13 protein-coding genes are annotated in these 15,725 nt (G+C 55.7%); 6 read left to right on the top strand and 7 right to left on the bottom strand.

Features of this window, described 5'->3' with window-relative positions:
- Window position 1: 1 nt before the first annotated feature.
- Window positions 2-1,396, bottom strand: coding sequence for a cytochrome ubiquinol oxidase subunit I (locus INF86_RS14480; protein WP_193543650.1), 1,395 nt, complete (start codon window positions 1,394-1,396; stop codon window positions 2-4).
- A 393-nt stretch (window positions 1,397-1,789) separates the two neighbouring features.
- Here INF86_RS14480 and INF86_RS14475 point away from each other — a divergent pair, with 393 nt between their 5' ends.
- From INF86_RS14475 to patD, 3 genes are all read left to right on the top strand, one after another.
- Window positions 1,790-1,978, top strand: a complete 189-nt coding sequence (locus INF86_RS14475) for a hypothetical protein (protein ID WP_017693360.1) — start codon at window positions 1,790-1,792, stop codon at window positions 1,976-1,978.
- Between the two features lie 82 nt (window positions 1,979-2,060).
- Complete coding sequence (locus INF86_RS14470) at window positions 2,061-3,485, top strand: PLP-dependent aminotransferase family protein (protein WP_063163004.1); 1,425 nt, start codon at window positions 2,061-2,063, stop codon at window positions 3,483-3,485.
- 139 nt (window positions 3,486-3,624) lie between these two features.
- Window positions 3,625-5,049, top strand: coding sequence for an aminobutyraldehyde dehydrogenase (gene patD, locus INF86_RS14465; RefSeq protein ID WP_193543649.1), 1,425 nt, complete (start codon window positions 3,625-3,627; stop codon window positions 5,047-5,049).
- A 35-nt stretch (window positions 5,050-5,084) separates the two neighbouring features.
- On the opposite strand, the gene INF86_RS14460 is transcribed toward patD, so the two are convergent.
- The 3 genes from INF86_RS14460 to INF86_RS14450 are packed head-to-tail and all read right to left on the bottom strand — an operon-like array spanning window position 5,085 to window position 5,978.
- Window positions 5,085-5,267, bottom strand: a complete 183-nt coding sequence (locus INF86_RS14460) for a DUF1869 domain-containing protein (protein ID WP_003856955.1) — start codon at window positions 5,265-5,267, stop codon at window positions 5,085-5,087.
- A 3-nt stretch (window positions 5,268-5,270) separates the two neighbouring features.
- Complete coding sequence (locus tag INF86_RS14455; protein WP_022648250.1) at window positions 5,271-5,624, bottom strand: DUF1971 domain-containing protein; 354 nt, start codon at window positions 5,622-5,624, stop codon at window positions 5,271-5,273.
- A 27-nt stretch (window positions 5,625-5,651) separates the two neighbouring features.
- Entirely contained in the window at window positions 5,652-5,978 is a 327-nt protein-coding gene (locus INF86_RS14450) for a DUF1971 domain-containing protein (protein WP_022648249.1), read from the bottom strand.
- 243 nt (window positions 5,979-6,221) lie between these two features.
- On the opposite strand from INF86_RS14450, the gene INF86_RS14445 reads away from it, so the two are divergent.
- The gene (locus INF86_RS14445; protein ID WP_003856960.1) at window positions 6,222-6,395 is read left to right on the top strand and encodes a GhoT/OrtT family toxin; all 174 of its coding nucleotides are present in this window, start codon (window positions 6,222-6,224) and stop codon (window positions 6,393-6,395) included.
- Between the two features lie 86 nt (window positions 6,396-6,481).
- Window positions 6,482-7,240, top strand: a complete 759-nt coding sequence (locus INF86_RS14440) for an alpha/beta fold hydrolase (protein WP_193543648.1) — start codon at window positions 6,482-6,484, stop codon at window positions 7,238-7,240.
- Between the two features lie 33 nt (window positions 7,241-7,273).
- On the opposite strand, the gene INF86_RS14435 is transcribed toward INF86_RS14440, so the two are convergent.
- The 3 genes from INF86_RS14435 to INF86_RS14425 are packed head-to-tail and all read right to left on the bottom strand — an operon-like array spanning window position 7,274 to window position 13,768.
- Window positions 7,274-9,448, bottom strand: coding sequence for a virulence factor SrfC family protein (locus tag INF86_RS14435; RefSeq protein ID WP_193543647.1), 2,175 nt, complete (start codon window positions 9,446-9,448; stop codon window positions 7,274-7,276).
- Window positions 9,445-12,426: a virulence factor SrfB gene (locus tag INF86_RS14430; protein ID WP_193543646.1), complete on the bottom strand. Its 2,982-nt coding sequence runs from the start codon at window positions 12,424-12,426 to the stop codon at window positions 9,445-9,447. The genes INF86_RS14435 and INF86_RS14430 overlap by 4 nt, the downstream gene beginning before the upstream one ends.
- A 4-nt stretch (window positions 12,427-12,430) precedes the next feature.
- Window positions 12,431-13,768 (bottom strand): SrfA family protein, encoded by a 1,338-nt coding sequence (locus INF86_RS14425; protein WP_193543645.1) that lies wholly within the window; start codon window positions 13,766-13,768, stop codon window positions 12,431-12,433.
- A 282-nt stretch (window positions 13,769-14,050) separates the two neighbouring features.
- Between INF86_RS14425 and INF86_RS14420 the strand changes: the two genes are divergently transcribed.
- Window positions 14,051-15,649 (top strand): ABC transporter substrate-binding protein, encoded by a 1,599-nt coding sequence (locus INF86_RS14420; protein ID WP_045308173.1) that lies wholly within the window; start codon window positions 14,051-14,053, stop codon window positions 15,647-15,649.
- Window positions 15,650-15,725 lie beyond the last annotated feature (76 nt).

Here is a 15,725-nt window from a genome sequence, read left to right as displayed (position 1 = left end):
GTTACTCCTTAAATTCAGTGGTGACGGCAGAAAGCGGACGAGCAGGGCGGCCATCGGATTCAGTCGCGAAGGATTCATAAGGCTGCGGCCCTTTTTTAATCAGACGCACCATATAGCTGTAACCCACGCCGAACACCGCGGTATAAACCACGAAGAAGGCCAGCAAGCTGATGCTCATGTGCAGATCGCCATGTGCGGAAACCGCATCCTTCGTACGCTGTAGCCCATAGACGACCCAGGGCTGGCGGCCGACCTCCGTTGTTACCCATCCGGCGAGGATCGCGATCAGCCCGGACGGCCCCATCAGCAGGGCAAACCACAGGAAGGAACGTGAGGTGTAGAGGCGCTGTTTGTAACGCAGCCAGACCGCCACCATGCCCAGGAAGAGCATCAACATCCCTAAACCGGCCATGATGCGGAAAGACCAAAAGACAATGGTGGCGTTCGGGCGATCGTCTTTTGGGAACTCCTTCAATGCCGGAACCTGTTTATCGAAACTGTGGGTCAGGATAAGGCTGCCAAGAGCGGGAATTTTAAGGCTAAAACGGGTCCGTTCCTGATCCATATCCGGCCAGCCAAACAGCAGCAGTGGAGTAGGCTCACCCGGCGAATTCTCCCAGTGGCCTTCAATGGCGGCTATTTTCGCGGGCTGGTGTTTTAAGGTATTAAGCCCGTGCATATCACCCACCAGTGCCTGAACAGGGGCTACGATCAACGTCATCCACAACGCCATGGAGAACATGGTGCGAATGGCAGGCGTGTTGTTTCCGCGCAGCAAATGCCAGGCCGCGGAGGCTCCGACAAACAGTGCACTGCTGAGAAATGCCGCTATCGACATGTGCAGCAGGCGGTAAGGGAAGGAGGGGTTAAACACCACGGCAAACCAGTCCACCGGAACGACCTGACCGTTGATGATTTCATACCCTTGCGGTGTATGCATCCAGCTGTTTGACGAGAGGATCCAGAACGTAGACATGAGGGTCCCCAGTGCCACCATGCAGGTCGAAAAGAAGTGCAGCCCCGGCCCGACCTTATTCCAGCCAAATAACATGACCCCGAGGAACCCCGCCTCAAGGAAGAACGCGGTGAGCACTTCATAGGTCAGCAGAGGGCCGGTAATGCTGCCCGCAAACTGCGAAAACCCGCTCCAGTTGGTGCCAAACTGATAAGCCATCACAAGGCCGGAGACCACGCCCATCCCAAAGTTGACGGCGAAGATCTTCGACCAGAAATGGTACAGCGAACGCCAGACGGGGTTTTTTGTTTTCAGCCACAGCCCTTCCAGCACGGCGAGATAGCTCGCCAGGCCAATGGTTATCGCCGGAAAAATAATATGAAAAGATACGGTAAAGGCGAACTGTATTCGCGCAAGATGAAACGCATCTGGACCAAACATGCACTGCCTCAATGTTAAACGGTGTGCTGTTATGATAAAGAGGGGGAAAATGAGATATCAGAAGCAGAAATTGATAATTTATCTATAACAGTTGTGGGAAAAGGTGAACTTTATCTGGCTGATATAGCTAACAAGGAAGAATAAAAAATTTCTTTTTATGATTTTTACGCATTAAACAGCTTGCTTTGTCCCCAGCAACATGCGTTAATGGATTTCTGGTTTTGAATCCAAATAAATATCTGACGTAGTTTTATAAAGCAGTTCTCATCACGTTGTGCCTCTCCGCAGCCTCTCTTGGGTCTTTATCTACATTCCGATTAGTTTTGTATCGAACCAACTTTTGCCTGATCGGCTCATGAGTAATTTACGTTTTTACGTTTACAGGAGAATCCTATGACTTCTTATATCCATTTCCGCTGCCCATGCTGTCATGGCTCGCAGTACCGCACCTCAGCTTTTGATGTGTCTGACAAAAATCCGTTCGGCGCAAAATGCATTTTCTGCAAATCGTCGATGATCACGCTCGACCACCTGGCCGCAGCGCGTTCTGCTCAGAATCACATTACTGAGTACCGCAAGTAATCTACCGCGTTTCCCATAACAGTTAGCAAATTTTTCTCTTTTTCTCCTGCTGATATACACTGTCAGCAATAAGGAGAATCTGATGAAAAAATACCAGCGTCTGGCGCAACAAATTATCTCGCAGATTGAGCTTGGCGTATGGTTGCCGGGCGATAAGCTGCCTTCTCTGCGAGAGCAGGTGGCAAGCAGCGGCATGAGTTTCATGACCGTGGGCCACGCGTATCAGATGCTGGAAAGTCAGGGGCGCATTGTTGCCAGACCGCAGTCAGGCTATTACGTTGCCGCCCGTCCGACCACACACCAGCCAGCACCGCCCGCGCAGGTGATGCGCGATGAAGTAGTTGACATCAACACCTATATCTTCGACGTGCTACAGGCCAGCCGCGACCCCTCCGTTGTCCCTTTTGCCTCGGCATTTCCCGATCCGCGCCTGTTCCCGCTTCAGCAACTCAACCGCTCGCTGGCTAATGTCAGTAAAACGGCCACGGCCATGAGTGTGATTGAAAACCTGCCGCCGGGTAACGTCGACTTACGTCATGCCATTGCCCGTCGCTACGCTCAGCAGGGGATGAATATCTCCCCGGACGAAATTGTGATCACCGCGGGCGCGCTCGAAGCACTCAACCTTAGTTTGCAGGCTGTCACTGAACCAGGTGACTGGGTTATCGTTGAAAACCCCTGTTTTTATGGCGCACTCCAGGCACTTGAACGTCTGAAACTGAAAGCGCTGTCGGTTGCTACTGACGTGCGTGAGGGCATCGATCTCAGTGCCCTTGAGCAGGCGTTAAATGATTATCCGGTGAAAGCCTGCTGGCTGATGACCAACAGTCAGAACCCGCTCGGCTTCACGCTGAGTGCAGAAAAGAAAGCTCAGCTGGTGGCCTTATTAACCCGGCATAACGTCACGCTGATTGAAGACGATGTTTACAGCGAACTCTACTTTGGCCGCGAAAAGCCGCTTCCGGCAAAGGCCTGGGATAAGCAGGATATGACGTTGCACTGCTCCTCATTCTCTAAGTGTCTGGTGGCCGGTTTCCGTATTGGCTGGGTGGCGGCGGGAAAACATGCGCGCCGTATTCAGCAGTTACAGCTGATGAGTACGTTATCCACCAGCTCCCCCATGCAGCTGGCGCTGGTGGATTACCTGGCGACCAAACGTTACGACGCCCACCTTCGTCGCCTGCGGCGCACGCTTGCTGAACGCAAACAGCAGGCCTGGCAATCGCTTTTGCGCCATATGCCTGCTGGCGTCAAAATCCATCATAACGACAGCGGCTACTTTTTATGGCTGGAACTGCCTGAACAGCTGGATGCGGGGCAGTTGAGTGAAAAGGCATTAATTCATCAAATCAGCATTGCGCCCGGCAAAATGTTTTCCACCTCCAATATCTGGACACCGTTTTTCCGTTTCAATACCTCATGGGGATGGGGCGAGCGGGAGGAGCAGGCGGTCGTCCAGCTGGCGGCGTTAATTCGCGAAATGATGCTGCCCCCAGTCACACCTTGATGAAAATTCCTGAAGCGACATGATGCGCGGTCTACCTTTAGTAAGGGAGTGCGGATTGGTGACGTGACGTTGTCACTCATCGACCCGCCAGAACGTGTGCTGACAGCGAAAACTATGTCGATTTCAACAGGACGATGCTATGCAAAATCAACTGCTGATTAATGGTGAACTGGTGACCGGCGAGGGTGAGAAGCAGGCGGTTTACAATCCTGCCACGGGTGAAGTATTGCTGGAGATTGCTGAAGCGTCGGCAGCACAGGTGGACGCTGCCGTCCAGGCTGCCGATCGCGCGTTCACTGAGTGGGGGCAAACGACGCCCAAAACGCGCGCCGAAAGTTTGTTGAAACTGGCTGATGTAATAGAAGCCAACGCTGACGCGTTCGCACAACTGGAGTCGCTAAATTGCGGGAAACCGCTGCACTGTGTCCAGGGAGATGAGATCCCGGCCGTGGTCGATGTGTTTCGCTTCTTTGCCGGGGCCGCCCGCTGCCTGAATGGGCTGGCTGCCGGAGAATACCTCGAAGGACATACCTCAATGATTCGCCGCGACCCGGTTGGCGTTGTCGTCTCTATCGCGCCCTGGAACTATCCTCTGATGATGGCGGCGTGGAAGCTGGCGCCCGCGCTGGCGGCGGGAAACTGTGTCGTCATCAAGCCGTCTGAAATCACCCCGTTGACGGCGCTGAAGCTGGCGGAACTGGCGAAAGATATCTTCCCGCCAGGCGTGCTCAATGTGCTGTTTGGTCGCGGCAAAACCGTAGGAGATCCGCTGACCGGGCACGAAAAAGTCCGTATGGTTTCTCTCACCGGCTCTATTGCTACCGGAGAACATATTATCGGGCATACCGCATCTTCAGTTAAACGTACCCATATGGAATTGGGTGGAAAAGCCCCGGTCATTGTCTTTGACGATGCAGATTTGGATGCCGTGGTTGAAGGCGTGCGTACGTTTGGTTTCTACAATGCTGGTCAGGATTGTACCGCAGCCTGTCGTATCTATGCCCAGAAGGGGATTTACTCCGCGCTGGTCGAAAAGCTGGGCGCAGCTGTTACCAGCCTGAAAATGGGCGCGCCGGACGATACATCAACGGAGCTGGGCCCGCTCAGCTCCGCAGCGCATCTTTCCCGCGTTTGCGCTGCCGTGGATGAAGCCAAAGCCCTTGGACATATCCGCGTCGTCACCGGTGGCAGTAAAAGAGAGGGGGCAGGATATTACTTCCAGCCAACGCTGCTGGCCGGGGCGAAGCAGGAAGATGCGATCGTCCAGCGAGAAGTGTTTGGCCCGGTGGTCAGCGTGACAGAATTTGAGGATGAAGCGCAGGTGCTGAACTGGGCTAACGATTCGCAATACGGCCTGGCCTCGTCCGTCTGGACAAAAGACGTCGGACGCGCCCATCGCCTTAGCGCACGGTTGCAGTATGGCTGCACCTGGGTCAATACCCATTTTATGCTGGTGAGCGAAATGCCGCACGGCGGGATGAAGTTATCCGGTTATGGCAAAGATATGTCGGTCTACGGACTTGAGGATTACACGGTAGTCCGACATGTCATGTTTAAACACTAAACCCTCATGCCCGGCGCAGTGCCGGGCGATTCAGCTTACCAGCCACATACCTCGTGTTCATTTTCCGTATCGTAGGCGCGAACGGTATTCACCAGATCCTTCACGACATCTGCCGCGACGTCCGGAATCAACAGCTCCATTGGCGCTTCTGTTTCATAATCCACCGACACGCCGTTGCTGTTGTTGGTGACGGTCACGGTATAGGTAGCCTTACCCATTATTTACTCCTTATGCGTGTTGACCACTTTACCGATACCCGCACCGCTGAGCGTGACGGCAGGATCCGCGAAAAAGTCGATATTAAAATAGGTGTCGTCGGTCAGTAGCTCAATGCGGTGCCATTTTTGCGGTGGCGAGATGCCAAAAGAACCGGCCTCAATGATCACTTCTAGATCGGGTTCGGTGGCATCGCCATCGGCAAAGCCAAAGTAACGCACCGCACCCTGCATGACGGACAACCGACCGTACACGCCGGCTTTGGTGTTGTGATGGGTAAAAAGCGCTTTTGGGGCGCTCTCTTTATTCCAGAACGGTGTCGAGCGGGTATGAACAAAGTTTTCAGGAATACGTAACATAATAGTTTCCTTCATGTTGTCGGACGCTTAAAGGGACTTAAGCACCTCAGGTTCAACAAAGAATTCAATATTGAACAAGGTATCGTCGGTCATCACCTCAATGTGGTGCCATCTCTCTGGCGGGAAAACGCCAAAACGACCCGCTTCAATGACGAGCTCGCTGTCAGGCTCAGGTGTAAATTCATCAGCATAGCCCAGATAACGCACCGCGCCGCGCATCACCGACAGGCGAGGGTAAACGCCCGGCTGCGTGCCCGTATCAAGGTGACGTTTAAAAATGCCGGCGGGGGCCGTTTCTTTGTTCCAGAAAGGCGTGGAACGGGTGTGAATGCAACTCTGCGGAATGCGTAGCATGTTTCCTCCCTTAAAAGCCTGCTTTTATTAGACTGCTTTCTGCAGGGATGGATTTACCAAAAAGTGCATTCTATATGCATCTTATCAATAATAACCGTTTTGCTTTACCCGGCGTTGTTACACAAGGTACTCAGTTGTTATTATCATTAATAATTAAGTGGTTATTGTGTAACGAAAAAACTTGATCTGTGTCAACATATGACGCATATTGCGTGCGGTTATTTTTCGGCTCAGGTAAACAGAATGACGTTGTATCAAAAGATGTTGGTTTTCTACGCAATCATGGCCTCCATCTGCGCATTAATTACCTGGTTCCTGTCTAAAGATCGTAAACGTATTCGCCTGTTGAGCGCATTCCTGGTGGGATCTACCTGGCCGATGAGCTTTCCTGTTGCCCTGTTAATCTCTCTTTTCTGAAGCACGCTTCAAGAATCGGCATCCAGACATAGCATTCCATACATTGAGGCTGTATAAATATACAGTCCGTCATACATGGAGTGCTTATGAACAGTTTCTATTCACAGCAAGCAGGCTGCACGGTGCGCTGGCAGGATCTTCCCGGTTTCGGTGACCCGGTTGTGTTTATCCACGGGTTGGGCTGTGCATCGTCGTATGAATATCCTCGTATTGTCTGTGATACCCGTTTCGGGGGGCGCAGAGCCATTCTGATCGATCTCCCCGGTAGCGGTTACAGTGACAAACCTGACAACTACCGTTATCGCACAAGTGAACAGGCGCAGGTGGTGGTTGAACTGTTAGACCATCTCGGCCTGGATAGTCTTTGGCTCTATGGTCATAGCATGGGGGGGAGTATCGCTATCGAAACGGCAACGCTGCTAAAGTCACGCGTTAAAGGCCTGATAGTGTCTGAACCCAATTTTCATGCGGGTGGCGGGATGTTCAGCCGGGCAATTGCGGCCCAAACGGAACAACATTTTCTGGAACAGGGCTATGATGACATGCTGCGGGCGGAAACGACGGCGTGGTCTGGAAGCCTTCAAAGCAATGCCCCCTGGGCCGTCTGGCGCGGCGCAACGAGCCTGGTCAAGGGCGTTAAACCCGACTGGGAACACCTGTTTTTGTCATTGAGCTGCCCGGTCATGTTAGTTTTTGGTGAGTGGTCCCTGCCTGATGAAGATTTTAATCGCCTGCAACATAAAGGCGTTGCTGTAAAAATTATCCCTGATGCGGGCCATTCAATGTCCTGGGAAAACCCGTCAGCGTTGGCTCAGGCTTTGTCTGGCTTCATAAACGGATCATGAAGGGGTAGCCCGCATTGCTGCGGGCTGCAATGATTAAGACAGCAAGGCAGACAAGGCTTTCCGCGCAGCAGGCTTAATGTCATACGGGCACTGATAATCCACATTCTCAATCGCGCGGGTGTAGAGCGCAACCAGCCAGTCATAAACATAGGCTGTCGCCGCATGAACAGGCTGCTCGCCAAGTCGGGTAAGACGGGGTGAAGCATTGCTCACAACTGGCGTCACAAAAATTGGCTGACCTTTGCGGATCCGGCTTGCAGGCCGTTCAGAAACGGGCGTCAGTTCATAGCCAAGCCAGCTAACGAAATTGCCTGTCGCGGCATGCAGCTGCGCAGCACTGCTTTTATCTGTTTCTGCAATACGTTGCAGTTGCAGCGGCAGATCCAGCCGGTAGCTGGTAACGATCAGCACATCCGCAATTTGCTGCAATACCTCTGGGTCCAGGCCCAGACGGGTGGCGGCCGCGTCGTTGCGACACCACTGACGAAGATGGTTAACCCACACGTTATGGGCCAGTCGCGCCTTGTCTTTGGTCTGCAACGCGCCTGGATATTCCGGCGTCTCTTCCGCAAACAGATCGATAACGTCGTTAAACAGGCCGTTGACCTGTTCCTCACGGGGCTGGTGAACCGTCAGCAGCGTCTCAAACGCATTTAACGGCGGGAGAAGTCCTTCAAGCAGTTCACCATGACGAGCGGCGCTGCCTTGCAGCGTTCGGACCATTTTTTCGGCCTCTGCCCGCCCTGCGCCTGGCTCCTGAGTGAGTGGGGCGACGTATGCGCGCATCAGCGTCGAAAGAGACTGTTGCAACAGCCTTTTCAGCGCGTGGAGACGCTTCTGGCGCTGTGCTGGAAGGGTAGCCTGCGACAGCCATTCAATTACCCGCTGCATACTGTGGGTATCGAGCGCCTGGAGCGTGCCCCAGCGCAGACCCGGCTGGCCCAGCAACTGTTGCACCGCTTCGTCCAGATTCTGCTTTGTGTTAAACCGCGCATCGTGAGGGGTAATGGCCCAGACCAGGCCCGGCAACGCGGACTCTTCCACCGGCTGCGTCTCTTTGACCCAGTTTTGCAGGAGTCTGGCCGTTTTTGCCGTCTGCTGGTGGTGGGCCGTCGCATTGCAGATAACCAGGACATCCGGCTGTATGTGCTGACGATAATGCTCCAGCAACCACAGGCATTTTGCCTGCGTCATCAGCGGCGTGTTTTCCTCAGAAATGGCCGGAATATCAATAATATCTACGTTATCCAGAACGCAGTTTTCAACGGGCAGCACCACTTCGCGGGTCAGGCAGGCCAGCACATCGACGGGCAGGCTAATGGCATTAAGCAACTCGCCGTTATTTACCGGATGAAGCAATGTTTCCTGCGCTTCCGGCACGGTAAAGGCCCCGTGAGTAAGGAAACCTTCACACGGCAGACCAAAACTGTCCACCAGCAGACTCAACGGCGCCGCAAGCGCGCTGGCATGGCTGGTTTGATGCAGCACCTGGGCGAGTTTAAGCCACTGCTGGGTTAACTCCTGCTGCTCACCCCACAGCAGAGACCAGACGCTGGCGCGGGTGCTGAGATCAAGCGACGGAACCAGCAGGGCAAACTGGTGCCACAGGGCATCATCAATATGCTGCTTAGCGCCGGGTACTACGGTTTGCCAGAACCGGGCAACGGTCGCGACTTCCTGCGCCGTTATTCCCGGCACGCTGTGCGGCTGACGCAGCGTACGCCACTTCTCAAGCCGGGCTTCAATCACCGATTTATCCACCGCACGGATCTGCGGATCCAACGTGGTGCGGGCGATAAACAGCTGTACCAGCTCGGCCTCCGTTACCAGGCTCAGGCGCAGGGGAAACGCGTCGTCTGCGACCTCGCTGGTCGCTCTGGTGAAACGCACGGCCATATTGGTCGGCGCATGCCCGGGGTTAATATGCGAGAAGTAATCAAACGTGCGTTGACCCGGCGTAACGTTCAGCCGTTCGTCGTCGCTGCCGCACAGGGAGGCCAGCAGATGCGCTTTCGCGGCCTGCGAGTGGCCGTATAAGCCGATGCTGCCCTGGCAGACAAGGGCACGTTCGAGGGCCTCTTCACGCGCGCGCGCGGCGTTAAGGCGGGCAAGCAGGGCGTCGGCTTCGTTATCCAGCATCGGGGCGTGCTGTCGCGTCTCGTTGATCCACCCGATTAAGGCCTGAGTGGTGGCAGTCGTCGCAGTCATTTAAGGTATACGCTCCCGCTGTCGATCCAGTAGTGGCTGCCGCTGTGTCGGCGATCGGCCAGAGTATTCAGTTTAAAGGTCAGGGCGTCCGGCGGCACTGGCGTGCCGTCCTGTAGCCAGGCATCACTCAGCTCGAAAGATTCCGGCCCCTCCTGCTTATTGCCGCCACGCAGCTTCAGGCGCACGTTCAGTACACCGTCGCCCGCAATGGCTTTCGCCAGCTCGGCTGAGTTGATGCTCAGGGTATAGAGCGGCGTCGCGGGCCAGCGGGCATTGGCCAACTGCCGGAAGCCGAGCGTAACGTTGCCGCGCAGCGGGAAGTGCAGACGGGCGTCCAGTTTCGCGCCGGGTTTATCGAGGTCTATATCGTGATACCAGACGTTCTCGTCCCGCAGGGTATTGATCGTGTTATCCAGCACGCCCAGATAGCGCACCGTAGAGTACGCGCCGATATCCGCTGCTTTAAAGTTAAAGCGCGGCAGACGAAGATCCAGCGCCAGGCTACAGAGCATCGCTCCCACCGCAGCGGTGGATTTCGGGTTGCCGATCCGTCCCTGCTGGCTGAACGGATACCATTCATGAACCTGGTATTTATCCAGCCAGACGATGCGGTTGACGGGCACCGGTTGCAGGTGGCGAATCAAGGCCTGAACGCCGGGCAGACAGCCTGGCCGTCCCGTGATAAGCAGGATATCGCAGCTGTAATGAGAGATCGCCTCACATACCGCATGAAGCGGGGCGGCAAGCGTGAACTGACCCGCCAGCATGGCGTCCCGCATCTCCCGGAAGCTGACGTGCAGCGGGACGCTGAACAGATCAAAGTGTTCTGAGCTGGCAGGCAACGCATGGTCGATCGCCTGCTGGAGATAATTCATCACGTTGCGCGTCGGTTTTTGCGCAAGCAGATCGCCAAAGGTGGCATGCAGCCCGGCCAGCGGATCGTCAACATCGCTCGATTCCCACGCCGCCAGGATCGCGTGACCGATCGGCATAAAGAGCTGAAGCGCCGTCTGCTGGCGCAGGACCGCCTGGGTATCGATCCGCCCGGAGTCACCGAACAGGGATGCCATCAGCTGGGAGGCATCGGCTATGCCGGATTTCTGAAGCTGGGTTTGCAGGGCGGGCAGAACGTAGCGCTGGATCACGTCCAGCAGCGTGTCGTCGCCAGCGACCTTGAACCCTTCGCGGAACAGCAGCTGCGGGGTGATTTTGACGTTATTCCCGGAACCATCATCTAACTGATAGTGCGTGATGGCCATATCCGTCGTGCCGCCGCCGATATCAATCGAGGCCACGCGCAGCGCACGCCCCGGCTGGACGCCAGGCTCAGGCGCGCGATCCGGACGGGCGAGGGAGGCGAAAAAGGCCTCGGTCTGGCCACCAAAATGGGAAATGGCTTCGTTATACAGCCACACCAGCTGGCCGCAGCTGGCCTCGTCCCACTCCATCTGGATCTCAGGGACCGGCACCACGCTTTTTTCCTGCTGCTTGCGGCTGGCAAAATCTTCATCCTGCGGGTGCCAGCCCATCGCTTTCCAGACGATGGCGATGGCTTCGAACATGCGGCGACGGAAAATCTCGCGCTCCTGTTTCGGCATTGCCGAAGGCAGGGTGAGGATCAGCGTCCGCAGCTGGCGGGGAGAGGCCGGGAAGCCGAGCCGCAGGCGGGTGGCCACGCTGTTAATCTGGCCAAGCGCCTGAGCCAGCAGCTCGCAGAGCATGTGCGTCATCAGGGTGCTGCGGCTGTACTGCGGAGAGAACACCGGCAGGCGCTCATCCTGCGGCAGCGTAAAGAGCGGTTCCCCGTCGTCGTTCATCAGGTTCATCAGCGGAAACGCAGTTGCCAGCGGTTCGCGCTGAGTTTTGCTGTTCATCTGGCTAAAGCGCCAGTCCTGCACCACCGGCGTCTCGTCCCACAGATAGCGACGCGGGCTGGAGATACCGCTGTTGCCATCCGTGCCCAGACGCTGCATCGCCAGCTTACGCGCTTCATCACCCACGCGGACTATCGACGGCCAGACGAACGCATCCTCCCGGCCGCTTTCCACCGAGAAGTGCTGCTTGCCAAAACGCGCTTCGGAAAATTCAAGACGGCTGGTAAACAGCGGCTCATTCAGAAACTGCGGCTCACTCAGGGAACGCACCTGGAGTTCAGCCGTCTGGCGCAGGCCGTCGTTGGCATCACCATGATCTTCAATAATCACGCCGCAGGTGTGGGTGTTGCCTACGTCAAGGATCAGATCGACAGGAATGGCAGGGGTGCTCAGGGTATGGGTGACAAACTTCACTTCCGGCACGGTGAGTTGTTCACCGAGCATGGAGAGCAGGTTGAGCCAGTGCGCCTGATATTCAAAGCTGCGCATGGCCTGATGCAGCTCGCGCTCGGCGCGTTTTTCAACCCCGTCAGCATATTGTGTGAAGGCTTCACGCAGCCAGCCGTCAATCCAGGTCTGGTCGAGGAAACTCTCAACCTCACTGTCGCGCCAGGCGAGGGCGAAACGCGTGCCGTTAAGAATGTCGTTTTCAACCGGCGACAGGGCAGACGTCGCATGCTCCGCAATCTGGCTGTCGAGCGCGACGGTGACCCGGTGCGTATTGCCAGCCGCGTCGGGCATGGACAGCTTCCGTACCTGGACGCGCGCCCAGTTATCCGGGCCATCAACAAACGTCCGCGGCGGGTTAAAGCGCAGGAAAGGGAGCGGCAGCCAGACACCGTCCAGCACGGTCAGGGAGTCATGCAGTGGAATGGTGCTTTCAGGCTTGACCACTTCCGGCTTCCCGCCATCGGTGGCAGGCAGCGTGTACCGGCCGTTGACCAGGTCAAAATCCAGGCGCAGCAGCGGGCCATTTGCCGTTTTACGCACGAAACGCCCGTTGCTGGCGGTGTCCTGCGGAGTCAGGCCAAAATCGAGAAACTGTACGCCGCTGTTAGCAATCAGCGTCACGCTCTGTTTATAGTCGCAAAGATTAACCAGCATAGGATCAGACACCTGCTTTCTTGAACGTCAGAGGAACGACGGTGTTGGCATCGTAACGTGCGGTGCATTCCGCCACGTCGCTGGCACCTGCCTTACAGGTCACTTCCGGCATCGGATAGCGTGAACCGTCGGTGCAACGAGCGTTTCCGCGCGTTTTGATCAACAGCTCGCCGTTGCTGTGTAATCCGGAAAAGACGTCTACCCGGCAGACAATGTTGTCGCCATGCACGACCCGGGCGAAACCTTTATTGTTCTGGATCTGGTAGCGCAGCGACGGCGGTTTGCCGGTGAGCGGATCCTGCACATCGAGAAACGCGCGCCAGGTGCCGTTCAGGAAGCGCGTTAACCCCGCTTTGACCTGGTTTGCCTCCATCACCATCGCATCTTTCGGTATCGCGGTAATGACCACCGGTTCGGCTGCCGGGGCAGGCGTTTTCACCTTCGGCTCTACCACTTCGGCCTGGTGCAGCGGGAGTTTCAGTTCAAGCGGCTCAACCGTCTTTATGGGGGCCGGAGCAATGGCGACGGGTACTGGCGCTGGTGTGGCAACAGGCGCTGCGATCGGGGCCTGTTTTGGCCAGAGCAGCGGGGTGGCGATGGCTGCAATAATGACGGCGGCAACCGGCAGCAACCACAGGGGGGAGCGACGTTTTTTCTGTATGGCCGCCGGTGCGGGCTCTGGCGGCGCGGCGTTCATGCGCACCGGCTCTGGCGTATACAGCTCATCTTCGGTGATACGGACGGTAGCCACAGGCGTGATAAGCGGCGCGTCGGCCTGCTCGAAGGTCACCACCGGGGCCGGTTCTGGCTCAGGTTCAGGTTCAGGTTCGTTAATCATCACGGGTTCAGGTTCAGGGACCAACGATTCGCGCAGGCAGTCCAGCACGTCGTCGCGCGCGTTTTCGTTAAGACTGACGAAACCCCAGAAGCAGATCACCGGTTTGCCATCCACCAGGAAAACAAAGTTTTCACCGGGAAACTGGAAAGCTTTAGAGAGCAGAGATCCAAACAGTTGCTGCGCCGTTTTCGGTGACTGAAGGCATTTTTTACTCAGCGACTCCATGCTGGCGAGCGTGTTTTCCAGATAGCGCAGGGCGCGAAAACGCTCGTCTTCATCCGCCGCCTTCCAGCTGGAGACGGTTCCCTCAACCGGGGAGTACCAGTCAACGCGATCGCCGCCGTCATTGACCTGGGGAATGGCCAGGCAATCGACGATAGCCTGCTGTTTGCGCAACCGAAGCGCTTCGCGGATTTGCAGCGCTGATTCAAAAACGGCCTGTCCGCCGCCGCCAACGGCCTGAAAATCATCCAGATTACCGCTGCGTAAAAGTGTTTTTGCCACGATTTGGTCCTGTAGACTTCTTCACGCCATTACTTTAGCGAATCAGGTAAGCAAGCAAACGGCGGAGGAGACGACAAAAGGGACGATTTCTTGCGGCATTGATCGTGACGGTTGTGCTTGACGAATTATGGACCTTAAGGCAAATCGGTTTCTGCGGGCTGATGTTAAAACCAGCGAAATGTACGGCTTTAGAATAACCTGATAGTGATTCGTTATTTGTCAGGCCAAAACGTCTGTGCTGTTATTACTGTTCACTATAATAAAACCGAAAGGGTCATAACCATGTTTACAGGGAAAACCGTGCTCGCCCTCGCGCTGAGCGCGCTGCTACCGGCAAGCGCCGCATGGGCGGCAAACAAAGACACCATTATCTACTGCTCCGAGGCGTCGCCGGAGTCGTTTAACCCGCAGATCGCCAGCTCTGGCCCCTCGTTTGTCGCCAGCTCGCAAACGCTGTATAACCGTCTGATTAACTTCGACCCGGTAAAAAACACGCCGGTGCCTTCTCTTGCGGAGTCGTGGACCATTTCGCCAGACGGCAAAACATACACGTTTACCCTGCGTAAAGGGGTGAAATTCAACAGCAATAAATACTTCAAACCGACCCGTGATTTTAACGCTGATGACGTTATTTTCTCCGTTATGCGTCAGAAAGACCCTAAGCATCCCTATCACAATGTTTCCCAGGGTAATTACGAATACTTTAATGACGTGGGCCTCGACAAGCTCATTCAGGATGTAAAAAAGATCGACGATTATCACGTTCAGTTCACGCTGAGCGAACCCAACGCGGCTTTCCTGGCCGACTGGGGAATGGACTTCGCCTCGATCCTCTCTGCCGAGTACGCGGACGCGATGCTGAAAAAGGGCACGCCTGAAAATGTGGACACCTGGCCAATCGGCACCGGGCCGTATGTGCTTCAGCAGTACAAGGTGGATTCCCTTATCCGCTACGTCGCCAACCCGAACTACTGGGACGGTGAGGTGCCGACCAAACACCTGATCTTCTCCATCACGCCAAACGTTGAGACGCGTCTGGCGAAGCTGCAAACGAACGAGTGTCAGATCATTCCTGCGCCGTCGCCGGTGCAGTTTGAAGCGATCAAGAAAAACAAAGACCTGACGCTGCACTCGGTGGATGCGCTGAACGTGGGGTACCTGGCGTTCAACACGGAGAAAAAACCGTTTGATAACGTGCTGGTGCGCCAGGCTCTGAATTACGCGACGGACAAAAAGGCCATTGTGAACGCGGTCTTTATGGGGTCTGGTACGGTCGCTAAATCGCCGATCCCGCCGAACATGCTCGGCTTTAACAAAGATCTGAAGGATTACGGCTACGATCCGGAAAAAGCGAAAGCGCTGCTGAAGCAGGCGGGTCTGGAGAAAGGCGCGGAAGTGACCCTCTGGTCAATGCCGGTTCAGCGTCCGTACAACCCGAACTCCCGACGCATTGCAGAGATGATCCAGGCTGACTGGGCGAAGGTGGGCGTGAAGGCGAAAATCGTCTCTTACGAGTGGGGGGAATATCTCTCCGGCATGCGCAAAGGCGAGCATGATTCCGCGCTGTTCGGCTGGATGTCTGATAACGGCGATCCGGACAACTTCGCCGATGTGCTACTGGGTTGTAACAGCATCAAAACCGGATCTAACGCCGCGCGCTGGTGTGATAAGGGGTATGATGAGCTGGTGCAAAAGGCCAAACTGACCAGCAACCCGGACGAACGTGCGAAGCTGTATGGTCAGGCACAGGAGATTTTCTACCAGCAGGCACCGTGGATTGCGTTAGCTAACGGCAAAACGTTCTACGCGACCCGCAGCAATGTGACCGGGTACAGCGTAAGCCTGATGGGCAGCGATTTCTCGAAAGCGAAGCTGAACTGATCGTATTTTGCCGGGTGGCGGCTATGCCTTACCCGGCCTACGGGTGTCAAATGTAGGCCCGGTAAGCGTAGCGCCA

The organism is Enterobacter cloacae complex sp. I1M (genome assembly GCF_014982425.1).
Lineage (GTDB): Bacteria > Pseudomonadota > Gammaproteobacteria > Enterobacterales > Enterobacteriaceae > Enterobacter > Enterobacter intestinihominis.
Note: the sequence above shows the minus strand (reverse complement) of the source record. Positions and strands in the feature narration are given on the sequence as shown.